The sequence below is a fragment of the Streptomyces sp. DT190 genome (genome assembly GCF_049846985.1).
Taxonomy (GTDB): Bacteria; Actinomycetota; Actinomycetes; order Streptomycetales; family Streptomycetaceae; genus Streptomyces.
The window spans coordinates 76,531-98,894 of record NZ_JBNCNM010000026.1 but is presented as its reverse complement, the minus strand read 5'-3'; the positions used below and the strand labels follow the sequence as shown (position 1 = coordinate 98,894).

Below are 22,364 nucleotides of genomic sequence, written 5' to 3'. Positions count from 1 at the left end.
CGGGCCTCGTGGAGTGGGTGCGCTGCTGGATGGTTGCGGCCAGCGCGAGGACATCGGCTGGGCTGGCAAGGACGCCGACCGGTCCGTCGGGGCGGTCCTGGACGAGCCACTGCCCGGTCGGCGTGAGGACGACGGCGTGTAGGAGTTGCCTGCGGACCAAGACGTCCGCCCAGGCATCGGCCTCGGCGGTGGTGGGCTCGGAAGAACGGGGTGGACGCGGAATCACGGCGTACCTCCTAAGCGGGGCGGTGGCCCGGCGTGGAGCCGAGCCACCTTTACAGGTACGGGTTTTGAACTGGGGTTTTGCCGGTTCAGCCGCACTCGGGGCAGCGCCCGACGTGGCTGTTGAGCGCGCGGGCCATCCGCTGTTTCGCCGAGGTAGCTTGCTTCGCGCTGGACTTCGCCGCCGGCCTGCCCGCGTGCCGCTCAGAGTGAGCGAGCATGAATCCGATCTCTCGCTCGTACTCCGCGCGGACGGTGTCGAACTGGTGGCAGGTCTTCATCGGGCGGTGCTCCTCGTCGTGATGTCCTCGTTCCGCAGCTCCTGGAGGACGAGGCCGAGTCGGTCGTTCCCCACACCCGTCAGGCCCTGGCGGCGGATGATTTCGCGCAGCTGCACCCGGGTGATCGCTCCGTTGCCGTCCCGTTCGAGCAGGGCGGGAACATGGGGGCGTACCTCGTGGACAAGCTGGCGCTCGGACTCGCCCAGCTCGCGTGCCGGGCGCGCAGTCTGCGGAGAGCGGGACTGGGCACGCTTCTCCTTGGTCTTCGTCCGGGACTTCCTGGCCGGCTTCTGACGGAGTGGGACCTTGTGTCCTCGGTCCTGGGTGGTCTCGGTCCCGGACTCGGTGGCGGTCGGTTCTCGGTCCTGGGTGGTCTCGGTCCCGGACTCGGTGGCGGTCGGTTCTCGGTCCTGGGTGCTCTCGGTCCCCGACTTCGCGAGGCTCGGTCCCCGATGAGAATCTGGGTCCTGAGCTGCTACTTCTCGCGCGTTGCGGTCGGTCCTCGTGGCCGCTGTGTCCCGCGCTGCGGCTTCTGGATCGGCGGTCCCCGCGCCGACCTTGGCTTCAGGGTCCGCCTCCTCGGGGACCGGTCCCCGAGGATCCATCGGTCCACGGTCCGGGACCGGCTCGTCGGAACCGTCGGGACCGGGGGCGGGGACCGGCACATTCGATGTCGGCTGTGCGGGGACCGTGGCCGCCGATGCGCTGCTGTGCGCCGGGGACCAGGGAGAAGGGAGCGGGACCGTGGCGAGCCCGAGCGCGTGTCGCCGGGCGGCGAGCTGGTCGAGCAGCTGTGCTCGCTGGAGCGGGTCGGTGCCGACCGAAGCCCTGCCGACCGCCTTCGACAGGCGTCGGGTCAGCCGCCGGCCTCGACGGCTCCGCTGCTGCTCGGGTGTGCGCTCGGCGAGGCGGGCGGCGAGGGTGACCGCACGGGCGGTGGCCCGGTCCCGGGTGATCTGTGCGGCGTCGCGGTCTCGCGCGGCGATGCCGAGGCGGGACAGGAGACGCTCGCGTGCCTCCCGGCCCAGGACCGCGATCAGTCCCCTTGAGGCGGCGCCGGGCGTGCGCAGGCGCAGTTCGATGCCCATGGCCAGGTGCCACAGCATCGCCGCCATGACTGGTCCGACGAAGGCGCGGACCGTGCCGCCGATGGGGCCGCTCTCTGCGTAGGCGGGGATCACCTGCACCGTGGTGATCACCCAGACCAGCGTGCCCGGCAGGCCGGGGGCGCCCTGGACGGCGAGGTTCTGCCGTGCCATCAGCGCGGTGGCGAACAGGGCGAGTTCGGCGGCGGCGAACATGCCGGCGCGCTCGGCGGCGCCGGCCATGTCGAGGTAGTCGGCGGCGAACCGCCACGAGGTGTCGGCGCTGTAAGCGGTGCAGCCGAGGGCGGCGACGGCGGCGACCTTGACCGCCGGGCCGCCGAGACGTTTCTGCGAGCGAGATCCCCGGCGCCGGATGGTCCAGGCGGTCAGCACGAGCGCGAGGGTGGCGGGCACGACGGCGGCGAGGAGGAGAGGGAGGTCCGAAGTAGCACCGAAGGCGAGGACGGGGTGGGTCATGCTGCCTTTCCGAAAGGGGCGTGCGTCGGGGGCGACGCTGCCGGGCGGCCTGCCGGCTGCTGCCTGCCGGGAGCTGCGGGCGCGGGGGTGCCCTTGGTCTTGGAGGTCTTCTTCCGCTTCTTCTTGGGGCCGGGTACGCCGTAGTTACGGTCGCGGTCGAGGACCTTGTTGGCGGCTTGCCGGAGCAGGTCTCGGGCGTGCTTGTGGCTGATCTGCAGGGCGGCGGCGAGCCGGTCGGGCTGCCAGCCCCGGACGTAGGCGTGGTCGATGACGACCTGCCGCTCGGCCTCGGTCAGGTGCACGTCGCGTCCCTGGAAGAAGGCGGTCACGCGCCGGTAGTCCAGGCGCTGGTGCAGTCCGTCGTGCAGCGGGCGCCGCTCGGCTTCGGTGAGGCCGCCCCAGACGCCCTCCTTGAGGACGTTCTCCAGGGCGAAGTCCAGGCACTCGCGGCGTACGGGGCACCACCCGCACAGCTCCTTCGCCTCCGCGATCTCCTCGTGGTCCCGGGGCCCGGGGAAGAACACGGCGTCGGCGTCTTCGACGTCCATGCCGTGGCACGCTGCGCGGGCGTGCCAGCTGGTGTCTGCGATGCCGCGCAGGCCGGTGGCCGGCGCGTCGTGATTGGTGATGTGGCGCAAGGCGGGTCTCCGATGTGCTGCCGCGGCGGCCCGCTAGGGCGGTGCTCAGCGGGTGCGGCGTCGGGTGCCGGCTGCGACGCGGGGCGTGCGTCGCAGCCGGTGCGGGACGTGTCGGGTGGCGGTGCAGCGGACGGGGGTGCACGCGCCGGGTGCGCCGGTCAGGCCAGGGCGGGCTGCTGGGCCTGCTCGGTGTGCTGGGCTTGCTGGGCGGTGGCGAGGTCGAGGCGGCCGGGGTGCGGGGTGACGCGCGGGGCGATTCCGCGGGCTCCGCCGTCGGGGCCGATCCTTCGGCGGCGGCATGGTTCGCCGGGCTGGGCCAGGCACCACTCGCACCGCATGCTCAGGGCATCGGGCAGCCCCTGCGCGACAGCGGCGTCACGGGCTGCGCGGGCGGGTCGGTAGGGCGCGAGGGCTGCTCGGGCGGCGGGCGGTATGCAGGAGCCGATCTCCCGCAGCCGCGCCTCCAGCTTCGGGTCGACTCCGTTACGACCGCTCGTGATTGCTCGGGCCTGCGCGGGCTGGGCGGTGCCGGCGGCGACGGCGCGGCGGGTGCCGGCCAGCTCTGCGGTCCAGGCGGCCTGGTCGTCCGGGTCGACGGACGGCGTGGGATCGGAGTGCCTCGCCAGGCGGTCGCGCCGGTAGCTCTCCCAGGGGCGGGCCACGTCCGCGGGCAGGATCTGGTACGGCGAGGTGCGGATGTGCTGGCGGGCGGCGACGCGGACGTCCCAGCCGTGCGGGGTGGCCATCGGCACGTCGCCCAGCAGCTCGTGCCACTGGGCGAGTTGGTCGCGCGCCTCGCCTTGGTCGGTGCGGATGGTGCGGGGGTCGAGTCGGCCGATGTAGGCCAGCAGGGCTGCGATTTCGCGGCGGTCCACGGTCAGCCCTCCGTTCCGGTCGGCTCGCCGAGGGCGGCAAGCAGGGCGGCGGTGTGGGCCTCCGTCCGCGTCATGCCCCCCGGTACGGCGGTGTTCTTGCCGGGCACGGCGTAGAGATTCGTTCGGCTGGGAGCGTGCTCCCGGGCGACCCAGGAGCGCCAGTCGGCAGCCCAGGCTTCCGCCGCCCTCGGACCATGGCCCGCCCGGTGTGCACGCCACTTCGCGTCGGCGGCCCGCAGGCCCTGCTCGCCGAGGCGATCGAGGTGTCCCTGCTGGCGGGCCCAGGTGTGGGTGGCGGAGTCGACCTGCCACTCGGCAGCCGGGAGGAGGGCAGCACCACTACTGCTGTACCTCCGGTTCAAATCAGGTTCACTACGGTTCTGTGTGCCGGTAGCCGGTACATCGCTGTGCCGGTGGCCGGTACGTCGCTGTGCCGGTTTCCGCCTCGACCTGCCGGTTTCCGGTACTGCCGGATTCCGGACCCTCGCGGGGGATTCCGGCACTTCACGCGGGCGGATTCCGTACCGCCGCAGAGCCGAGAGCCGGAGCTTCGCGGGGCCGACGGGCTCGTCTGCCGCCGCCGTGTCGCTGTCCTCCTGCTCCTGCTCCTGCTGGGTCTGGGCGACCGCTTCGGCGGCGAGAGGCATCCGGTAGACCGTGCTGCGCTGCGGGCCGACGAGGTCATCGAGCAGTTCCAGCTCGCCGGCCAGGAGCAGGCGCTCGACGGCTTCGCGCACCGTGGAGACCGAGGCGCGGGTGCGCTTGGCCAGGCTGGACAGCGAGGCCCAGGAGATGCACTGCTCGTCGGCCACCCGGTCGGCGATCGACAGCAGGACCAGGCGCGCGGCCCCTCGGCTGGAGCTGTGCTCCCACACCCACTCGCGGGCTTCGCTGCTCATCGGCCGCTCCAGACGAGCGGGCGGGTCCGGCTGCTCGCCGGGGCCAGGGTGGTGCGGTCCGGCTCGGGGCGCTGAGGCGCCGAGGCGGTGGTGGCTGCCGCGCAGGCCAGGCGGAAGGGCCTTTTGCGCAGGGCAGGAGGCATGCGATACTCCCCTTTGCAGTGTTGCCACGCTGACGCGCCCCTCGGAAGGACTCAGCGTGGTGATGGTGGGCAATCTCCGCCCTTGCCGGGGCGGGTATGCCGCTTAGCGTTCGGCGTCCGTGAGTTACCGCTCTCGGGCGCCGTCGCTGTTTGCGGACCTTCGCGGTCCGGTCCGTGCTCGCGGTCTCCTCACGTTCGTCGCCGCAGGCGGGCTGCCCGGGGACGACGAACATACGCACGGACCGGTGTCAAGATCCAGACTTGGTTCTTAAACTCTGTACTGGTTGCAGAGAGTTGCCGAACAGTCGTGTGCCGCAGCCGTCCGCACAGGGCCTGGCGGGGTCCGTCCTCGCGTCGAAGCGCACCGTTGCCGCGGTTGCCCCGTACGCCGAGAGCGTGCCATTGTGTCCGAATTGGAGCGGGAGTCTGCTATTCCCCGCAGCGGAAATGCGATGTGGGTGAGGTGTTTCCACGGTCGCCTCCGCGCTTTCCGATCGAAGATCAAATACGGCCTGCCAGACGTGACTTATGTCGCTGGGTGAATGTGGCTTGCGCCACGTCGCCCGGCGTACTCCTGTCGGCAGAAACGGACAGGTCGGCCTGAAACAGGCGGTACGCGCCACACGGAAACGTGCTGGTGGGGAAGAACTTTCCATACGTGTGATCGGCGCGTCAAACTGGTGTTTATGGCGGGGTAGGGTGGCTGAAGTTGCGAGGAAGCCCGCCCTGGAAAGGATCATGAAAGAGTGGCCGAAGGTCAGGTGAGCCCCAAGGGGCTCATGGATCGCCTAAACCGCCTGTTCGACACTGTGCACCCGCCCGATCGCGGCCCTTACAGCAACGCTGAAGTGGCCGAACTGATGGAGAAGCGTGGGCTGGGCAAGCTGTCGGGGCAGTACCTGTGGCTCTTGCGGACCGGGCAGCGCGACAACCCGACGAAGCGTCATCTCGAAGCGCTCGCAGGGTTCTTCGGCGTGGATCCCGCCTATTGGTTCGACGATGCTGTCGCCGAAAAGACCGTGCAGGAACTTGAGTTGCTCGCGCTGCTTCGCGATGCGAAGGTCAAGAACGTTCTTCTTCGCCTATCCGACGTCTCCGCAGACGGAAAGGATGCCGTCCTGGGGGTCGTTGAGAGCGTGCGAAAATCCGAGGGGTTGCCGCCCTCAACTGGCGCGTAAACGGCCGCAGTTCAGTAAATGATCAAGGAAAGCAATGTGGTCTGCACGTAGGCTGCGCCGGCCTGACCTCTTGGCCGAGTTGAAGCTCCCGCACGTCACCAATATCCGCGACCTCAGCGACGAGGTCTCTCGCCGCACGGGACGGACGGTGGTCCTAGAGCCCCGGGAGCAGGCGCCCTCGGTGTGCGGGGCATGTGCCGTTACAGAGAGTGCCGTCCACGTTTTCTACGACCCGTGGACCAGCGTCCTGCACCAGGACCACATCATCGCCCACGAGTTCAGCCACCTACTGCTCGGCCACCACGAGAACCGACCGGTCTCCGCGCTGGCTCCGGCCTTCATCACCAGCGTGGACCCGGCCACCGTGCAGCTGATGCTGGGGCGCACCAAGTACGACGAGGACGAGGAGCGAGACACCGAACTCCTCGCATCGCTGCTCCAGCGCCGGATCATCGACCGGTGGCTGCGCAGCGACGAGTCCTCCGGTGACGAAGTGCAGGATCGGGTGATGCACACACTGCTGCGCCGACGGGAGGCCCGGACGTGAAGGACCTGCTCCATCCGATCAGCCTTGCCGTCGCCGCGCTCGGCTTCCTCTGCCTGCTACGGGACGTGCCGACCCGACGCCGGGACCCCGCCTCCACCGCGCTGGCCGCCGTCTTCCTTCTGTCAGGGTTGTCGTTCCTGTTCTCCATCACGCCGATGTGGAACTACCTCGACCGCGTGCTCGGCACCGTCAACCTCTCCGTGCCCCTCGCGCAGGGCTGCGTGGTCGCGCTCCTGGCCTGCCAGCAAGTGGTCCTCACCTACTGGGGGTCCCCACCAGAGATCGCCCGCCGCCGGAGTCGCCGGTGGCTCGGGGTCGGCTTCGCGGTGATCGCAGGGCTCCTGGTGCTGTTCGCCCTGCTGACGCCCAACGCGCCGCACCCAATCGACTTCACGCTCTACTACGCGCACGACGACTGGTACGCCGCGTACCTCACTCTGTACGTCACGGCCTACACCATCGGCGAGGTCTTCCTCGCCCGCGCCTGCTGGCGCCTGGCCCGCCGCAGCACTCGCGGGTCCGTCCGGGTCGGCCTGTGCATCGTCACCCTCGGCGCGACCGTCACCCTCGGATACAGCGCCGTCCGCATTGGCAACGTGATCGCCGGCGCCTTCGACACCTCCCTCGCGGATTGGGAGGGCTTTGCCTGGACCTGCGGCGATGTCGGCGCCATGCTCACGCTGATCGGCTGGCTCGTGCCCACCATCAGCGACCAGGCCCAGAGCGTCCGGTACCGGATCAAGCAGTACCGCAGCTACTACGGCCTGCGCCCCCTGTGGCTGGCCTTCTACAGCGAGGCACCCGAGATCGAGCTGCCGATCGACAGGGTTGACCCGGCCCAGAGGCGCCACTTCCGCCGCATCTCGATCCGGCTCTACCGCCGAGCAGTCGAGATCCGAGACGGCCGGTTCGTGATCCGCCAGTACCTCGATGCCGCCGTCCGCGAGGCCAGCGAAGCCCGTCACCGGGCTCGAGGGCTTCACGGAAAGGATCTGTCCGCGGCCGTCACGGCGGACCAGATCCTCGCCGGAATCGCCGCCCGGGCTGAAGGCACCCGGCTGGCGCCCGACCAGCTCACCGAGTTCGCCGACTCCGAACGCCAGACCAGCGGGCCCATGGACGACATCGACGCTCTCCTCGACGTCGCGCGCCACCTGCCCCGCCAGCCCGCACGAGCCCCCCACCTTGAGCGAGTCTCCGCATGACGACCGACCTCACCCACCAGCCCGCCTGCGTCCAGCTCCAGGCCCTGGACTGCGGCGAGATCTCCAGCCGCGAACTGCTCGACCTGCATCTCGCCCAGATAGACGCCAGCCAGATCAACGCCGTCGTCACGCGAGACGACGGCGCGGCCCGAGCCGCCGCGTACGCAGCCGACGAACGCCGCGCCCGCAACGAGAGCACCGGCGTCCTCAACGGCCTTCCTCTCACGATTAAGGACAGCTTCGAGACGGCCGGCCTGCGCACTACCAGCGGCGCCGAAGACCTCGCCGACCACGTCCCCACACGCGACGCCGACGCGGTCGCCCGGCTCCGCCACCAAGGTGCCGTCATCATGGGCAAGACCAACACTCCGGCGTACTGCCAGGACCTGCACACCGACAACGCCCTGTTCGGCCCCACGCTCAACCCGCACGACCCCAAGCACACCACCGGCGGCTCCTCCGGAGGCCCCGCCGCAGCAGTCGCCGCACACCTGACCCCCGCCGACCTCGGCAGCGACCTCGCCGGCTCCCTGCGGCTCCCCGCCCACTACTGCGGCGTCTACGGCCTGCGCCCCACTCATGGACTCGTCCCAGCCCGCGGCCACATCCCCCGCCCGCCGGGATGGATCACCAGCAGCGACATGGTCACTCCCGGCCCTCTGGCCCGTCACCCCCGCGACCTCGACCTGCTCCTCGCCGCACTGACGACACCGTCACCCGACGAGAGCAACCCCTGGAGCGTCACGCTGCCCACTGCGCAGCGCCCGATCGGCCAGCTCCGCGTGGCGGTGTGGGCCGACGACGCGAGCTGCCCCGTTGACCGCAACATCGCCGATGCTGTCGCCGCCCTCGAAGGGACACTCGCCTCCGCCGGCGCCAGTGTCCACCGCACTGCGGGGTCGGTCGGCTTCGCCGAATCCCTCCGTCTCTTCGAGCAGCTCCTCCATGCCACCACGACGGCCGCCACCGACGATGCCGCCGGCGCGGCCGAACTCGCCGCCGCCCGTGACCTGCACACGGACGACCTGAGCCCACGGGCCGCCATCCTCCGCCACCGCACGCAGACACACCGCGCCTGGCTCCGCGCCAACGAGGAGCGCCTCCGGCTACAGCAGACGTGGCACCGGTTCTTCGCCGACGGTCAGTACGACGTCCTCATTACGCCCGCCGCTCCCACCGCGGCGATCCCGGCCGGGAGCCGTTCTCTCACGGTCGACGGCGTCGAACGGAGCTTCTTCGACCAGACCGGCTGGGCCAACCTCACCAGCCACGTCGGTCTGCCCAGCCTGATCATGCCTATTGCGCACGGCGTCGACGGCCTCCCGATCGGTGTGCAGTTCGTAGGACCGGCCTACTCGGACCGGACCCTGCTCGTGATGGCCGAGCACATCGCGCCTCTGCTCGGAGGGGCGGCCGAGGGCGTCATCGCACCATGGAGCGGATGACCTCTACGTCACCGTTGTAGCTGACTGCGTCTTCATCGGCGGTAGGCGGTTCGAACCGAGCGAAGAAGTCGTCCAAGGCTTCGGGAGTGAGGGTCAAGGCATTGGCGTCTCGACGCTGGTTGCGTGCGGCGAGGCGCCGCAGGAGGGCCTCCTTGGACGCTGGCAGGTAGACGAGCAGTGGGCGTCCTCCCACGGCCCGGACGGTCTTCTTCCACTCGTCGCGATCGGAACGACGCCAGAGGCCGTGGTCGAGGACGATGGACCGGCCGGCGCGCAGCAGCTCTGTAAGCTGCGCTCGTGCGATTTCGACCGCGGGTGCCTCGCGCTCGAAATATTCGTGCTCGGGGTAGTCGACGCCGTACCGGCCGTGGAGGCGGTGAACCTCCTCGTCAACGCTGAGACGGACAACGCCCCTCGCGGAGAGGGCCTGTGCAAGGTGCGTCTTGCCGGAGCCGGTGATCCCGATGAGCAGAACGGCGGTCGACGCGCTCACGATGTCGTGCTCCCTCGTGGTGCTCGTACCGGTGGGGGCGTCGGTGAGGACCCCGGCCCGGTTCCACCGCCAGAAGAACTCGTAAACCGTCTCCCAGGGCGGGAAATCCGCAGGCAGAGCCCGCCTTATGTGGAATCGAGCCGGGCTAGTAGTGCGGCCGATTGCAGAGGAAGCAGCCGTCCCAGAGCGGGAGCGCGCTGAGGACGCGGTGGCGCACGCACGAGGCCATCGCGGCCTCGTCCAGGCCGGGGAAGCCGCGTGCGGCGCTGCTGTCGGCGGGCGGGGTGCAGGACTCCACCATGGTCGTGAAGCGGTGCAGGTAGTCATGCACGCGGGGCGGGTGGTAGCCCAGCTCGCTCCAGCGATGTCCGCTTGCCGCGAGTGCTGTGGCACGCAGCACGAAGTCCTTCGCGCGGGCGCGTTCCCGCTCCGTCGCACCCCAGTCGAACTCCGCCAGGTCGAACCCGACGGCACCGCGCCCCATGACGTTCTGGTCCTGCAGGGTCAGCAGCGCCGCGAAGCGGAAGTCCCAGTCCTCGGAGGCGAGATCGGACACGGCCAGCATCAGCACGTCGATGAACACCGCGGCGGCGCCATTGGACAGGTCCAGGTCGTGGCTACCGCCGGAGAAGATGTTGCTCACCGACCTATGATGCGATCCGGCCCTCCACCTGCTTGGAGAAGACGCATGACAGATGCGAGCACCGGCAAAGTGGTCGTGAACAGGGTGATGTCCCTCGATGGGTTCATCGCCGGTCCCGGCCACACGATGGACTGGATCTTCGAGCACATGACATCGGCGACGTTCCCGGAGGTCATGGCGGCCACGGGCGCCATGCTCATCGGCCGGGGCACGTACGAGGTCGGCAAGCGCATGTCCGACGAGAACACCGACTACGACGGCGGGGCGCAGTTCGTCCTCACCCACCGCCCGCCCGACGAGCCGGACCCCAACGTCACCTTCCTCACCTGCGACATCGAGGAAGCCGTGGCCACGGCACGCCACGCCGCCGGCGACAAGAACCTGGAGATCCTCGGCGCCGACGTGGCCGCACAGAGCCTGCAGCGCGGCCTCGTCGACGAGATCCTGGTGTACGTGCTGCCGGTGCTGCTCGGCGACGGCGTCCGCTTCGCGCCGCCGGGCCTCGACCGGATCGATCTGGAACCGTTCAGCAACGTCCAGTCGGGCGGAGTCACCATGCTGCGCTTCCACGTGCGCAAGTAGGCACGGTCGCAACTAGGAGCTGCGCCTGGGCCTCGACGAGCGCCTCCAGGCACCCGTCGCCCTGGCTCCGCTGATCGATCCCAACCAGCACTCCTGCGGCACCGTCTACCCCCACGGCCACCGCGAGCTCACCCACTCCAGGTCGGTCACGAGCCGCAGCAGCCGCCCGCCGGGACCTGCTCGGCAGCCGCCCCGACCGCGGCGGGGCGCCGAGCTGGGACGGGCTGCGGCGCGGGTGCTTAGCAGCCGCCACTGTCGGCCTGAGCGGCGTTGGGGGTGTCGAACAAGCCGACGCCGCCGCAGACTCCCGAACAGGGTGTCGTCGGCATGAAGTCCTATGGTCGCGCCCCGATGTTCCTGGCGATGACCGGATACGAGCAGGTCCGCTCCGTCGCCGCGGCGATCTCCGGCGACCTCGAGTCCGCCGACCGCGTGGAACTGACCCTTCCGGAGACCGTGGGCATCTGCGCGCGCGGGCCGCGACCGGAACGTGGGACCGGTCGCGGCCCGCGCATCGTCATGACCGTCGGCTCTGTGCTCTGTAGGGCTTCCGGCTCGACGCTGCATGCGGCGATGATCCGATGAGCTTGCCGATGGCCGCGATTGTGGCGCCCCTACGCCTGGGAGATCGTATCAGTGTCTGACCTGCCTGCCCCGAGCTCGACGGGTGTCCGCATCGCTGGTGACCGCTACCAGTGGCTGGCTGCGTGGCAGGCGTGTGTCGCCGCGATGAGAGATGCGGCGCTGCGCGCGCCCAACCCGGTGGTGGCGGTCGGAGTCGAGGTCGACGATGCGGGGAACCTGGATGACGTCGTCCTGTACCGGCAGATGCCACCGCACACCTACATACAGGTCAAGTACGCCGCGGACAGCTCCACTCCGGTCAACGAGGACTACCTTCTCAAGCTCAGCGATCGCGGCGGCCCCTCGATCCTGCAGAAGATGGCGCAGGCCTGGCAGCAACTCACCAAGGGCGGCACTCAGGTCGACCTTGCGTTGCTGAGCAACCGGTCCCCGGACGCCGAAGACCCGCTGGTCTCACTGCGGGATTCCCGCACCCAGCTCCTGCTCCCGAAAGCGGCGCAGCAGGGCTCGCGGTCGAAGAAGGGACAGGCGCGCAGGCGTTGGGCCGACGCCGCAGGGCTGACCGAGGAGAGGCTGCTGGACCTGCTGAAGGTGCTGCGCTTTGACCTTGCACGCGACGTGATGCACCTGCACGAGCACTTGCAGATGCTGATGTTCGCCGCAGGACTGTGGTTCAGCGAGGAGGCCATGCACTCCGGCGCCGACTGGGTGGCCCGCCAAGTCGCCGACGGGCAGCGCCGGTTGTCCCTGGCGGACATCAGGGAAGCCATCCGGGTTCTGCACCTGGAAGCCGGCTCATCGCGTCCGGTGCTGTCCATCGCCACCCTGAAACCGGATCCCATGGCCGAGGACGCCGACTACGCATTGGACTGGGTGGACCGCTTCGAGGGAGCCTCACAATACGTGAAGCGGCGCCCGCTGGCCCCGGCAACCTGGGCGCAGCTGCAGGCGGACATCGAGGCCGCTCCGTATCGGATGCCGCCGGGCACCACCACCGTTGCCGTCACCGGCAGCCTGCGTCTGGCGCCCGCGTTCGTGGTCGGCGCCGCCTTCCGCATGGTGGCCGGCTCGGACCTCGCCGTGGCTCAACGTGACCAGCTGTGGTCATCCAGCGCACAGTACGAGACCCCGCTGACACCAGCTGTCGACGAGCATGCGCTCTATTTCGGACCGGATCTCGCCGTAGCCCTTGCGGTCGCCACCGACCCCACACAGGACGTGCTGGACTTCCTGCGCGAGCATCAAGTGCCCGTCTCCCGGCTGCTGGTCCTGCGCCCGCCCGGCGGGGCGAAGGACAACTCCATCCCGGACGCAGCGACGGCCAGCGCCCTGGCCGTCGGTATCCGGGACCTGCTGCGCCGTGCCTGCCGCGCTCACCCCGCGATCCACCTCTTTCAGGCTGCCCCCATCGGCCTGGCCCTGCTGCTGGGCAACCGGTGGAACCGGCTGCGCCCCACCACCGTGTACGAGGACGTCAACGCCCAGCAGGTGTACGAAAAGGCCTTTGTCATCGACGCATGAGGGCCCGGCAAGCCCTGGTTACGACCCCGGCGCCGCAGGCGGCGTCGTGCCGCGCGCCAGGCGTAGGTCGTGGTGGACCAGAGTGAGGCGGTCGCGGGCCGTCAGCCAGCCCAGCGCGACGGCGACCGGCAACGGGCCGTGGAAGAACAACAGCCCCTCCACCGCAGTGGTCCCGCCCAGACGCTGCGCCCACTCCTGCCGTGCTGTCTGCCAGCACTCCGACACGTAGGTGGTCACCGCGGCATAGAGAGCGGAATCGTCAGGCAGGTAGGCGTTGCCGGTGTCGACGACCACGTAGGCGCCGCACGGACCGTTCGCACGGACCGGCCCCGGCAACTGGTAGCCGGTGTGGTGTTCTGGCCCGTAGGCGACCTGACCGGTTGCCGCCACGTAACGGGCGTCGTCGACCATGGAGCCGGCCGACGCCAGACGTACGATCAGCGCGATCCGGTGACGCTGCTGTCCGGCCGCAGCGGATACCTCCACGAGCTGCGGACGGCCGTGCATGGGGGACGCCAGGAGCTCGGTGACCCGCGTGCGCTGCCGGCGAGCGAGCGCAGCCCGCAGGGAGCTCCCGAGATCGACCCCAGGGACACGGAGCGCCCGGCCTGCTGCGACAGATGCATCACGGCCAGCGACAGCTGTGCATCGTCTGCCAGGCGTCGGCCCAGAAGGAACCCGTCCTGCAGATGGGCAAGCACATACAGCGCAACCTCGGGCTCCGCTCTGCCAACGGCCCGCAGCTCCTCGATCTGTGCGTCGATGGGCCTGGCCACGAAGTCGGCCACACCTCAACGGTCCTGCGCAGAGTGCTCGCCGGGCCACAGGACTGCGCGATCGACGACCAGCGTCGTGCTGTGCGCGGCGCGGGAAGCACTCTTGAGCGCCGACACCCGCGAGGCTTGCGTGCGCTCCGCCGGATAAAGGCTGATCACCACGCCCCGAGCCCACGGGGGCGCTGCAGTACCCACCCGACCAGCACCAGGACGAGAGCGCCGGCGAAGACCACGACAAACACCCACTGCCGCGTGGTCCACTGCTCCAGAATGCTCGGCACAACACCGAGCGCGACGGCCGTGGAGACCGCCATCAGGACGGTGCCGCCGACCTCCCGGGAGAGCAGCAGCCGTCTCAGCTGCCCATGCCACCTCACACGTGCCTCCGGTCTCCAGCCGATGTCTCCTTCGCTGTATGCCCGCTGGAGATACGAGGAGCGCGTCTTTTCTCTGGTCGGCAGTGTCGTCCTCCTGCCGTCGGTCAAGGCCCGCATCGGGCCTGGCGGGCGGGCCCTTGATATGAGGCAACAGCTCGGACGGTGCCTTTCACCTGCATAAAGTACGCGGCTGCGATGCGGATGGGCGCTGCCGCAAATGATCATCTAGTCCTGGTGCAGGAGGGTTTGTCAGTGGTGGGTCTTACTGTGGTGAACGAGCAGCCATCGATGCCTGTTTGTGGCCGCCGTGCCCCGGCTGGGAGGCGGCGGCCCCGACGTGCACCCGGGCTGGACGACGCGCCCGAGGAGGCACACCGCATGGGAATCGACGACGCATTCGACGTCTTCCAGAAGACGGTCAACGAAGACATAGACAAGACCAGACTGGCCCGCGAGCGCAGAGACCTGTTCAAAAGCGCGCTGCTGAGCGAACCGGACATCCTGGAGACGTTCGGCTCAGGCTCCCTGAGCCGTAGCACGCAGCTCAGGCCCATCCACGACGTCGACGTCGTGATCGTCTACGACCCGGACGAGCACCCCGAATGGGGAAACGACGGCCCGAGCGCCCAGGACGCCCTCGAACACATCCGCACCCAGGTCAACCGGCTGCTGAGCCAGACCAACGGCACCCACGCCAACGAGGTCCGGCACACTCTCCTGCGCAATCACGCAGTCAAGTGCTTCCTGGACGACCCCGAGGACCCGGAGGCCTTCACCGTCGACGTCATGGCCGCCCTGCGCCAGGAGGACGGCTCGCTGCTCATCCCCGAAAAGCTGAACACCCGGTGGGTACCGGCCAACCCGGAGTACCTCATCGACCAAGTCGCCGACCACCAGCGGGACTGGCCGCACTTCCGGCCCCTGGTCAGAGCCCTCAAACAGTGGCGGCTCACCGCCCCGGTCGAGGGGCGCACCAAGTCTCTCGTCATGGAGGTCCTCGCCCTCGACTGTATGCCCAGGTCCGGCAACCGCTCCCAGGCACTGAAGACGTTCTTCACCGCCGCCGCGGTCCGCGTCCATGAGGGCGTGTGGGACCCGGCGGGTCTGTGCGGTCAGATCCAGCCGGACCTGGACCATGCAGGTCTGTCCGATGCCTTCGCCGACGCAGCAGACCTCGCGGAGCGGGCCTGCGTTGCTGCCGCCGAGGGAGACACCGACAGCGCGCTGCGGCTGTGGCAGAAGATCTTCGGCAACGACTTCCCGGCCCCCGCCGCACCGGCCAAGCCAGCTTCACTGATCACCGGGACACCCGCGCTCATCACCCCGCGGCCCATCAAGGACGCGCCCCAGGGATGACCACCGCACACACGCCCAACGGCCGCATGCACCAGACCTGGTGGGCGTGCGAACCGCGCCGACTGCACCGTGACCACGCGGAGATCACCGCTCAGTTCCCCGGCCTCGTCTGGAACGAGGCCGGAGCAGGGAGTTGGGAAGGCAGGCTGCCCCGCTGGCCTTTCGAGCGGCCTGAGCCCGAGCATCTCACCACCTGGATCGGCGAGGAAGGGCTCCTTCTGCGCCTGGAGTACAGCCAGGCCTATCCCATGGTGGCGCCCCGGCTCGTCCCCATGGATCCGCCGCCCGAACCGCTTGAATGGACCCAGCACCGTTGGCACGTCAACGGCGACGCCAGCCTGTGTCTCCTGCGCGATGACGTATGGACGGGCCGCGAGTCCGTTGTCGATCTGTTGCTGAAGGCCGCCGGCTGGCGGATCGAGTACGCGTTGATGAAACACCAGACGATCGAGCAGATGACCGGCAGCGGCATCGTCACCGACCATCACCTCGACCACTTTCTGGCCCAGCCCCCGCCACCCGAGGACACTACTGACCACCCTGAGCCGGACACCGGCGGACAGGACGATCCCGCGTGCTGATCCTCATCCCACAGGGCGCCGCGACCACACTCCGCGCCTCGGGCGCGTGGGGCCGACTGTCGTTGCGTATCAGCCAGCCGGACGACCTAGCTGTGGTGGGCGGCATCTCCGAGGGCGGCGGTTCCATCATTTCGGTCGACCCGCCGCCCCCCGCCCCCCGCCTGCTCGCTGGCTGCGACTCCCGTCCTACTGGCTACTGGTACCAGGCCAAGAGTGAACTGCACGCGCTCTGGTACCTCCTGCGGGCACGGCGGGGCACGTCCATGAAGCTGGACGCGTTCAAGGACGCCGTGCCCAGCGGCTTCAAGACGCCGGGCGACGGTGGCTATGTGGCCATCACCCACGCCCCCGGCGTGAAGGACGCCTTTCCCGAAAGCGGTCTGCCCGACCTTGTCGCCTGGTACGTCACCCGCGCGGGCTTCCAACCCATCGAGGCGTCGGCCGAGCCCGAAACCACCGGGATTCGGCAACTCGGCGGTCACTGGCCCGTGAAGGAACTACAGAACGCCCGCATCATGCTGGTCGGGGCGGGGAGCATCGGCTCGGCCACCGCCCATGCTCTGGCCGGTTACGGCGTCGGCCATCTCACCCTCATCGACCCCGACCGGCTCGACTGGCACAACCTCGTCCGGCACACCAGCGCCCGCCGACACATCGGCCGACACAAAGTCACCGCCCTCGCCGAGGAACTCGCCGCACTGCGCCCCGACACCACCGTCAGCCCTATGGCCCTGGACGTCATCGAGCACGCCGACCACATCCGGGCCCTCCTCGCGGACACCCACCTCGTCGTGTGCACGGCAGACGGAGTGGCCCCACGCCGCGTCACCGGCCACCTGGCCCGCCGCGCCGGCCTCACTGCAGTGCTCGCGTGCGTCCTGCAGGACGGCGCCCTCGGCGAAATCCTGCGCCTGCACCCCTGGCCCCAGCACGGCTGCCTCACCTGCAGACGCCGGAGCCTCGCCGAGGCAGGCGGCCTCGACCCCGAGCCCGCTTTGGACGCCGGGTACGGCACCGGCACCCGTCACCGGCCGATGACCGCCGTCGGCTCCGACCTTCACCTGGTGGCTCAGCTCGCGGCCAAAACCGCCGTCGCCACAGTCCTGCAACGTGCCGGACACCCCGACCAGCGACTGCCGGGGGAGCATGCGCTGCTCAGCCTTCGTCGCCAACCCGACTGGGCGCCGCCCTTCAACCTCGGCCACACCGCCGAGCTGCGCTGGCTCCCCGCCACACCACCGAGATCCGGCTGTCCCACCTGCGAAGCACCATGACCCAGCAGCCCGTCACCGCCGTGCACCTCACCGCCCCTGCCACCCGAATCGTCACCACTGAACTGCGCACGGCCGACCACACCACGGAGACCGGAGGCATCCTGCTGGGACACCACACCCACAACACCGTCACCGTCCACCACGCCGGAACCCCGGGACCGGCCGCCGTGCGCACCCCCACCTACTTCCTCCGCGGCCTGGCACACGCCCGGGCACTGGCCGAGGAGGCGTTTGCGAGCGACGGCAGCGTCTGGATCGGCGAGTGGCACACCCACCCCACCAGCCGCCCCATCCCCAGCGCTCGCGACGCCGCCACCTACAGGCAACTCCTCAACGATCCGGAGCTGGGCTTCCACAGCGTCATCGCGGTGATCTTTGCTCCCCATGCGGACGGCTGGGAGGGTGCCGTATGGGCATGCCGCCTCGGCCACATTGAGCCCGTGCACATGCAGCTCTCCAGTTCTACCGGCTAGGACACCGAAAACGGGCGGGCAGAGCAGCGACAGAGCACGTCGTCACCCTTCACCATGGCTGGCAAGCCGCGCGGCGGGGCGGCGCACAGCTGCGCGGAGTCGGTCATGGCCTGGCCGTGGGCGTTGTCGAGGAAGTTCTGCCAGTCCCGCACGTACCAGCCGGTGCGCACCAGGCGTGCCCCGCCGTTGATGATGCCGCGCACCGAGCCGGTGGCGGTCTGGAGGGCGAAGACGGCGCCGCCGCCGACCGCCAGGCTAATCCGCCCGGAGGCCAGGAGCCACAGCAGCGCCGCCCACACCGCGGTCGAGGCGATCCCGCCGGCCACTGCTCCGGCCAGCCCCATCCAGGCACCGGTGTTCGCGGCCTTCCGTTCGGCCGCGTTGACCGAGGCGGCCAGCCGCCGGTACCGGCCGATCAGGAAGGGGCCGGCCAGGCAGCCGCGCATCTCCTCACTGGACTCCTGATAGGCCATGTGCCAGCGCAGCTTGCCCAGCATCCTGCGCCGCCCGGAGGTCTCCAGCCCAGCGAGGTAGATCACGCGTGCGGAGCGCACGTAGGCGGCGGCCTGCGGCAGGCAGGCGAGGAAGAGCAGAGGCAGGAGCAGCGGGTGCAGGACGGCCAGGACGGTGGCGCCGGCCGTGAGCGTGGCGGTCGCCGCGAGAACGTCCTGCGCTTCTTCGACGAGGTCGGGGGTGACCTGGGCGCCGCGGTCGGCGATGTCGTAGGCGTCGTTGTAGCCGGGCTTGTTGTTGGCGGCCAGTTCCGCGCCGAGCGCGGCCTCGATCATCGTCAGCTCCGCGGCCCGGCCGAGCACCGGGCGCAGACGGCCGGTCAGCCAGACGACGGTGATGCCCAGCAGCGCGCGCAGGCCGGTGACGGTGGTGATCACGGCCAGCTGCGGGGCGGCGTCCCACAGCCGCTCGGTGATGTCGCCCGAGGAGACCAGCGCGGTGATCGTGCCCGTGACGGCCAGGAGGCCGAGGGCCGCGAGGACGCCGGTCCCGATCTGGCATACCAGCAGGCCGATGGTCGCGCCGCGGTCCACGCGCCAGGCCATCTGCACCGAGCGCCGCACGAGCGAGGGCAGGCGCCGCGCCATGGTGCGGGAGGTCAGCAGGGAGCCGGCCTGGAGCCTCGACTCGTCGCGGTAGAGGTATTCCTCCTCTCGAACACCGGCCTCCTGTGGTTCGTCGTCCGGCGCGGTCCCTTTCGGCGGTTGCGGCGGCTGGTCCTGCGTAATGGCCGAGGTCATCGTTCCCCCTAGGACGGTCGCTGCGGCAGAGTCGTGAGGTCTAACGACACGGCTGCGATATCGAACACACGTCATTCGGTCGTGCTGCGGAGCCTGCTATTTCCTGCATCAGGGAACCCCGCGGGCGAGGGATCCCTGGTCTTGCTTGGAGCGGCTGCGGGCAGGAAATGGCCGAAACGCCGACACCGCCAAACAGCGTGGGCAGCCTGGCGGGTCATCCCGGTCGTTGCCGGCGCGCCGCGGGTCGGCGACCGTCGCGACGCCCCCTACTAGCCGGGATCTGGTTCGGCCTGCAGCAGCCTTTCCAGCTCTGTCTCGGCGTGGCCGACCGCGCCCGTCAGAGCCTCATGGTGGTGTGCGGACAGGACGCCGGATCCCAGTCCGGCCGCGGCGATCACCGCGTTGAGCGCGTCTGCCGCCCCGTCGTCCAGGGCAGACGCGGCGACGGGGTGGTGCAGTGCGTCTCGTGCGGCGTAGGCGTCGAGTCGGGCGACGCTGACGAGGGAGTCGAGTACGCGGGCGGCATGTCGTCCGGTGCGGTCCAGTTCGAGGGCTGACAGGCCCGTCCGGGTTTGGAAAGTGGCGGTCGGTGGATCGGGGTGGGCAAGGAGCTGGACGGCTTCATCAAGGGTGCGGTCGAGGTCGGGTTCAGGGACGAGGGCGTCTGCGGGCCGGCAGTGGGCGTGGAGGAGGAGAGCGATGGCTCTCTCCCAAGGCTCCGTGAGCTGGCTGGTGTCGATCAGGTCGCGGGCCTGCTGGTCCAAGCCCTGCTCCATCAGGGCCATGATCTTGATCTGACGGCCGTCGAGAAGGCGGTTGCCAATGCCGCGGTGCTGGGCCATGGCGTCGGCGGCCTCGGTCCACCGGCCGATCCTGGCGAGCGCGCGGGCGCCGTCCACGAGCAGGGTGACGTACAGCTCCTGGCACGCCGTGCGGTGGTCCTCGTCCGTGCCGGTCAGAGCAGACAGGTCGACGGTGCGGCCGTCGATGTCGGTCTTGTTCCGATGTCGGGCAGCGTCGTTGAGGCTGTACAACAATCCGTAGGCGAGTTCGCCGTGGCCGGCGCGAGTCTGCAATCGGGAGAGGTTCACGAGCGGCATCAGCGACATGACGGCGACCCGTCCGCTGAGGCGTCCGGCGTTGGCGAAGACCTGGTGCTGGCGCCAGCACAGATCCTCGGCCAGGTCGGGCAGGCCGACATCGGAGGCGATGAGCGCGGCGTAGTTGAGGACCCCACAGGCGCGGGCCACCAGGTCATGGTGGCCCGCACCTGCGGGCGCGACGGTCAGCCCCGTGAGGTGGTTGATGCGCTCCTCCAAGGGAAGCGCGGGAGCCTTGGTGCGGCGGACCAGGGGAATGCGGCTGGCTATCGCGGGGATCACCGGCTCAGCCCGTGCGCGCCCAGTCGACGACGAGTCGGCTGTAGGGCTTGTCGACGACGAAGCGGGCGTCGTCCGTCGTCAGCCGGTCACGGGAGTCGGCGACGGCCATCCGGAAGCCCGGTTCGGGGGCGTCGTTGCCGCCGGTCGCGTCCCAGGCGCGGATCTCGCTCACGACGCGCTCGGCGAGGCCGGCGCCGCCCTCACCGTGGCCGATCACGCCGACCTCCCAGTACCGGCCCTGCTCGTCCTCGCCCTCACGGATGGTCAGGTACGCGAGCGACCCGGCGTCGAGGACGGCCATGGAGCCCCACCCGAAGTGCGGGGTGAACCCGGGGCGCTGGCCCGGCAGCCGGGATAGGCCGTTGGGCAGCACGCAGGCCAGGTACAGATACAGCCACTCCCACGCCGATCCCTGCCGGAACTTCACCCCGGTGTAGATCTTGGTCTGCCGCTGGTCGAGGACGTAGCGCAGCGCGTCGCGGTCGACGTCCTGCTCACTGAACGTCTCCAGGCGGACATTGCCCTCGCCGGCCATCGGCACCAGCGTGTACACGTCGTCGCAGACGCCCTTGCGCAGCGGGATGAAGGTGGCCATCTCGCAAGAGACGGTCCTCCACGTGTCCCCGTCGCGTTCGAAGGCGAAGCTGCGGGAGATGCTGCCGCGGATGCGCATCGGCAGGACCAGGCGCCCGCCGGGGGCGAGCTGGTCGAGGATCTTCACGGGGACGTCGCCGGCACCGACGGTGAAGATGATCCGGTCGTAGGGGGCGTGCTCGGGCAGCCCGGCCGCGCCATCGGCCATCACCGCGGTGGCATTGTCGACGCCGGCCTCGGCGAGGTGCTGGCTCGCGCCGGCGACGAGGTCCTGGTCGACGTCGAGGGTCCACACCTGCCCGGGGGAGACGATCTTGCCGAGGAGAGCGGCGTTGTATCCGGTGGCGGCTCCGGCTTCCAGGATCTTGTGACCGGGCTGGGCGCCGAGCTGTTCGAGCTGGGTGGCGACGATGGACGGCGCGGAGATGCAGGAGATCATCTCCCCGTGCTCGTCGTGCTTGATCGGGACCGCGTCCTCCTTGTACGCGCTCTCCAGGTCGACGCCGGGCAGGAAGGCGTGCCGGTCGGTGGTGCGGAAGGCGTCGATGGCCGCCTTGCTGCGCAGGTGGCCGCTGTCGACGAGCCGCTGGGCGAGGGACTCGCGCAGCTGGTGGGGGTCGGTTACGGGTGTCACGGTGGTCTCCATTCGAGGGAGGCTAGGGTCCGCAGATACGGACTTGCGGGTAGACACGTCAGCGCCTTCTCCGGTGGAGAAAGCGACGTGACGGCCGAGCCACGCGGTGGCGGCCTGCGCGTCGGCAGGCACGCCCGCGCGGTTGAACGCGAAGATCGCGTGATGGGCGATGACGCCCCGGATTCCGCGTATCAGTCGGCCGTCAGCGGCAAGCCGGCGCAGGCGGCGGCCGGCGTCCTCGAACGCGGCGACGAGCTGGACCCAGCCCGCTTCTGCGCCCGGGCGCAGAGCGGCGTCGGCGTTCATCAGCCGCCGCATCGAGGAGACGGCCCTCTCCAGCGCAGGCCCATGGGGAGGGGCGACGGGGGGCCGCAGGGCAGCCCACCGGGCCCACACGTCTCCGGCTTCGAACGGGTCCAGTCCGGCCCCGCGGATCATGGCGGACAGCAGCATCACGCTGCGCTCGCGGGCGTGGGGGTTGCCGGTCTCGGCGAGCGCGGCCGGGCTGTCGGCACAGAACACGTCGTGGGCGACGTCCATGCCCTCGGGCCCGCCGAAGGCGTGCGTCTCCGGCTCGTAGATCCCGCCGACCCAACCGGTGATGGCCTTCTTGGCGACGAGCTGGTCGAGCCGGTCGGTAACGGGCTGTTCGGTTCGCAGGCGCACGCCGGCGTCCTTGCGGAGGAAGTGGAAGCGGCGTCCGACCAGAGCGGTCGCCAGGGCGCGGGCGGCGTCGTGGCTCTGATCGGGGAAGGCCACGGAAGCGTGCCACCAGGACCTGTCCGCAGGGATCGGCAGGTTCTCGTCGTCGAAAGTCATGGGATGGAACTCCTTGCGATGCAGGG

At 69.9% G+C, this 22,364-nt stretch carries 23 protein-coding genes and 2 pseudogenes; 12 read left to right on the top strand and 13 right to left on the bottom strand.

Features of this window, described 5'->3' with window-relative positions; translation table 11 throughout:
- Positions 1 to 13: 13 nt before the first annotated feature.
- Positions 14 to 142 (top strand): hypothetical protein, encoded by a 129-nt coding sequence (locus ACPXCS_RS33400; protein WP_425950735.1) that lies wholly within the window; start codon positions 14 to 16, stop codon positions 140 to 142.
- Positions 143 to 311: 169 nt separating this feature from the next.
- On the opposite strand, the gene ACPXCS_RS33395 is transcribed toward ACPXCS_RS33400, so the two are convergent.
- From ACPXCS_RS33395 to ACPXCS_RS33370, 6 genes are all read right to left on the bottom strand, one after another.
- The gene (locus tag ACPXCS_RS33395; protein WP_425950736.1) at positions 312 to 503 is read right to left on the bottom strand and encodes a hypothetical protein; all 192 of its coding nucleotides are present in this window, start codon (positions 501 to 503) and stop codon (positions 312 to 314) included.
- On the bottom strand, positions 500 to 2,065 hold the full coding sequence (locus ACPXCS_RS33390; protein ID WP_425950737.1) for a hypothetical protein: 1,566 nt from the start codon (positions 2,063 to 2,065) through the stop codon (positions 500 to 502). Before ACPXCS_RS33390 ends, ACPXCS_RS33395 begins: the two co-directional genes overlap by 4 nt.
- On the bottom strand, positions 2,062 to 2,703 hold the full coding sequence (locus ACPXCS_RS33385; protein ID WP_425950738.1) for a WhiB family transcriptional regulator: 642 nt from the start codon (positions 2,701 to 2,703) through the stop codon (positions 2,062 to 2,064). Before ACPXCS_RS33385 ends, ACPXCS_RS33390 begins: the two co-directional genes overlap by 4 nt.
- Before the next feature lie 158 nt (positions 2,704 to 2,861).
- Positions 2,862 to 3,578 carry a zinc finger domain-containing protein gene (locus ACPXCS_RS33380; protein WP_425950739.1) on the bottom strand — a complete coding sequence of 239 codons (717 nt, stop codon included), beginning with the start codon at positions 3,576 to 3,578 and terminating at the stop codon, positions 2,862 to 2,864.
- A 2-nt stretch (positions 3,579 to 3,580) separates the two neighbouring features.
- Positions 3,581 to 4,477, bottom strand: a complete 897-nt coding sequence (locus ACPXCS_RS33375) for a helix-turn-helix domain-containing protein (RefSeq protein ID WP_425950740.1) — start codon at positions 4,475 to 4,477, stop codon at positions 3,581 to 3,583.
- Positions 4,474 to 4,620 carry a hypothetical protein gene (locus ACPXCS_RS33370; protein ID WP_210964443.1) on the bottom strand — a complete coding sequence of 49 codons (147 nt, stop codon included), beginning with the start codon at positions 4,618 to 4,620 and terminating at the stop codon, positions 4,474 to 4,476. The genes ACPXCS_RS33375 and ACPXCS_RS33370 overlap by 4 nt, the downstream gene beginning before the upstream one ends.
- 746 nt (positions 4,621 to 5,366) lie before the next feature.
- Between ACPXCS_RS33370 and ACPXCS_RS33365 the strand changes: the two genes are divergently transcribed.
- From ACPXCS_RS33365 to ACPXCS_RS33350, 4 genes are all read left to right on the top strand, one after another.
- On the top strand, positions 5,367 to 5,798 hold the full coding sequence (locus ACPXCS_RS33365) for an XRE family transcriptional regulator (RefSeq protein ID WP_229872814.1): 432 nt from the start codon (positions 5,367 to 5,369) through the stop codon (positions 5,796 to 5,798).
- Positions 5,799 to 5,868: 70 nt separating this feature from the next.
- Complete coding sequence (locus tag ACPXCS_RS33360) at positions 5,869 to 6,345, top strand: hypothetical protein (protein ID WP_425950741.1); 477 nt, start codon at positions 5,869 to 5,871, stop codon at positions 6,343 to 6,345.
- Positions 6,342 to 7,550: an MAB_1171c family putative transporter gene (locus ACPXCS_RS33355; protein WP_425950742.1), complete on the top strand. Its 1,209-nt coding sequence runs from the start codon at positions 6,342 to 6,344 to the stop codon at positions 7,548 to 7,550. Before ACPXCS_RS33360 ends, ACPXCS_RS33355 begins: the two co-directional genes overlap by 4 nt.
- On the top strand, positions 7,547 to 8,995 hold the full coding sequence (locus tag ACPXCS_RS33350) for an amidase family protein (RefSeq protein ID WP_425950743.1): 1,449 nt from the start codon (positions 7,547 to 7,549) through the stop codon (positions 8,993 to 8,995). Before ACPXCS_RS33355 ends, ACPXCS_RS33350 begins: the two co-directional genes overlap by 4 nt.
- Here ACPXCS_RS33350 and ACPXCS_RS33345 read toward each other — a convergent pair.
- Together ACPXCS_RS33345 and ACPXCS_RS33340 are read right to left on the bottom strand one after the other, a co-directional pair.
- The gene (locus tag ACPXCS_RS33345) at positions 8,973 to 9,488 is read right to left on the bottom strand and encodes an AAA family ATPase (RefSeq protein ID WP_425950744.1); all 516 of its coding nucleotides are present in this window, start codon (positions 9,486 to 9,488) and stop codon (positions 8,973 to 8,975) included. The two genes, ACPXCS_RS33350 and ACPXCS_RS33345, sit on opposite strands and share 23 nt — an antisense overlap.
- A 145-nt stretch (positions 9,489 to 9,633) precedes the next feature.
- On the bottom strand, positions 9,634 to 10,131 hold the full coding sequence (locus ACPXCS_RS33340) for a hypothetical protein (RefSeq protein ID WP_425950745.1): 498 nt from the start codon (positions 10,129 to 10,131) through the stop codon (positions 9,634 to 9,636).
- 45 nt (positions 10,132 to 10,176) lie between these two features.
- On the opposite strand from ACPXCS_RS33340, the gene ACPXCS_RS33335 reads away from it, so the two are divergent.
- The 3 genes and pseudogenes from ACPXCS_RS33335 (at position 10,177) to ACPXCS_RS33325 (ending at position 12,819) form a co-directional block, all read left to right on the top strand.
- Positions 10,177 to 10,713: a dihydrofolate reductase family protein gene (locus ACPXCS_RS33335; RefSeq protein WP_425950746.1), complete on the top strand. Its 537-nt coding sequence runs from the start codon at positions 10,177 to 10,179 to the stop codon at positions 10,711 to 10,713.
- 306 nt (positions 10,714 to 11,019) lie between these two features.
- Positions 11,020 to 11,298 (top strand): annotated as a pseudogene (locus ACPXCS_RS33330) (hypothetical protein); the annotation flags it as partial.
- A 51-nt stretch (positions 11,299 to 11,349) separates the two neighbouring features.
- On the top strand, positions 11,350 to 12,819 hold the full coding sequence (locus ACPXCS_RS33325; protein WP_425950747.1) for an SAVED domain-containing protein: 1,470 nt from the start codon (positions 11,350 to 11,352) through the stop codon (positions 12,817 to 12,819).
- A gap of 18 nt (positions 12,820 to 12,837) precedes the next feature.
- Here the strand turns inward: ACPXCS_RS33325 and ACPXCS_RS33320 are convergent, their stop codons facing one another.
- Positions 12,838 to 13,326 (bottom strand): hypothetical protein, encoded by a 489-nt coding sequence (locus tag ACPXCS_RS33320; protein ID WP_425950748.1) that lies wholly within the window; start codon positions 13,324 to 13,326, stop codon positions 12,838 to 12,840.
- A gap of 424 nt (positions 13,327 to 13,750) precedes the next feature.
- A complete protein-coding gene (locus ACPXCS_RS33315; protein ID WP_425950749.1) occupies positions 13,751 to 13,972 on the bottom strand; it encodes a hypothetical protein in 222 nt (73 codons plus the stop codon).
- Positions 13,973 to 14,350: 378 nt separating this feature from the next.
- On the opposite strand from ACPXCS_RS33315, the gene ACPXCS_RS33310 reads away from it, so the two are divergent.
- Genes ACPXCS_RS33310 through ACPXCS_RS33295 form a run of 4 tightly spaced genes read left to right on the top strand, consistent with a single transcriptional unit; the run spans position 14,351 to position 17,656 of the window.
- A complete protein-coding gene (locus tag ACPXCS_RS33310; protein WP_425950750.1) occupies positions 14,351 to 15,328 on the top strand; it encodes an SMODS domain-containing nucleotidyltransferase in 978 nt (325 codons plus the stop codon).
- The gene (locus ACPXCS_RS33305; protein ID WP_425950751.1) at positions 15,325 to 15,909 is read left to right on the top strand and encodes a hypothetical protein; all 585 of its coding nucleotides are present in this window, start codon (positions 15,325 to 15,327) and stop codon (positions 15,907 to 15,909) included. Before ACPXCS_RS33310 ends, ACPXCS_RS33305 begins: the two co-directional genes overlap by 4 nt.
- Positions 15,903 to 17,183, top strand: coding sequence for a HesA/MoeB/ThiF family protein (locus tag ACPXCS_RS33300; protein ID WP_425950752.1), 1,281 nt, complete (start codon positions 15,903 to 15,905; stop codon positions 17,181 to 17,183). Before ACPXCS_RS33305 ends, ACPXCS_RS33300 begins: the two co-directional genes overlap by 7 nt.
- Positions 17,180 to 17,656: a Mov34/MPN/PAD-1 family protein gene (locus ACPXCS_RS33295; RefSeq protein WP_425950753.1), complete on the top strand. Its 477-nt coding sequence runs from the start codon at positions 17,180 to 17,182 to the stop codon at positions 17,654 to 17,656. The genes ACPXCS_RS33300 and ACPXCS_RS33295 overlap by 4 nt, the downstream gene beginning before the upstream one ends.
- Before the next feature lie 68 nt (positions 17,657 to 17,724).
- Here ACPXCS_RS33295 and ACPXCS_RS33290 read toward each other — a convergent pair.
- The 3 genes and pseudogenes from ACPXCS_RS33290 to fxlM all read right to left on the bottom strand — a co-directional run.
- A pseudogene (locus tag ACPXCS_RS33290) lies at positions 17,725 to 18,909 on the bottom strand (ABC transporter); the annotation flags it as partial.
- 269 nt (positions 18,910 to 19,178) lie between these two features.
- The gene (locus ACPXCS_RS33285; RefSeq protein WP_425950754.1) at positions 19,179 to 20,291 is read right to left on the bottom strand and encodes a hypothetical protein; all 1,113 of its coding nucleotides are present in this window, start codon (positions 20,289 to 20,291) and stop codon (positions 19,179 to 19,181) included.
- Between the two features lie 4 nt (positions 20,292 to 20,295).
- A complete protein-coding gene (fxlM, locus tag ACPXCS_RS33280; protein WP_425950755.1) occupies positions 20,296 to 22,338 on the bottom strand; it encodes a methyltransferase, FxLD system in 2,043 nt (680 codons plus the stop codon).
- Positions 22,339 to 22,364 lie beyond the last annotated feature (26 nt).

Coding starts and splice junctions, on each gene's coding strand:
- ACPXCS_RS33395 (WP_425950736.1), bottom strand. CDS start 503: ATGAAGACCTGCCACCAGTTCGACACCGTCCGCGCGGAGTACGAGCGA.
- ACPXCS_RS33390 (WP_425950737.1), bottom strand. CDS start 2,065: ATGACCCACCCCGTCCTCGCCTTCGGTGCTACTTCGGACCTCCCTCTC.
- ACPXCS_RS33375 (WP_425950740.1), bottom strand. CDS start 4,477: ATGAGCAGCGAAGCCCGCGAGTGGGTGTGGGAGCACAGCTCCAGCCGA.
- ACPXCS_RS33370 (WP_210964443.1), bottom strand. CDS start 4,620: ATGCCTCCTGCCCTGCGCAAAAGGCCCTTCCGCCTGGCCTGCGCGGCA.
- ACPXCS_RS33350 (WP_425950743.1), top strand. CDS start 7,547: ATGACGACCGACCTCACCCACCAGCCCGCCTGCGTCCAGCTCCAGGCC.
- ACPXCS_RS33335 (WP_425950746.1), top strand. CDS start 10,177: ATGACAGATGCGAGCACCGGCAAAGTGGTCGTGAACAGGGTGATGTCC.
- ACPXCS_RS33320 (WP_425950748.1), bottom strand. CDS start 13,326: ATGCACGGCCGTCCGCAGCTCGTGGAGGTATCCGCTGCGGCCGGACAG.
- ACPXCS_RS33310 (WP_425950750.1), top strand. CDS start 14,351: ATGGGAATCGACGACGCATTCGACGTCTTCCAGAAGACGGTCAACGAA.
- ACPXCS_RS33305 (WP_425950751.1), top strand. CDS start 15,325: ATGACCACCGCACACACGCCCAACGGCCGCATGCACCAGACCTGGTGG.
- ACPXCS_RS33295 (WP_425950753.1), top strand. CDS start 17,180: ATGACCCAGCAGCCCGTCACCGCCGTGCACCTCACCGCCCCTGCCACC.
- fxlM (WP_425950755.1), bottom strand. CDS start 22,338: ATGACTTTCGACGACGAGAACCTGCCGATCCCTGCGGACAGGTCCTGG.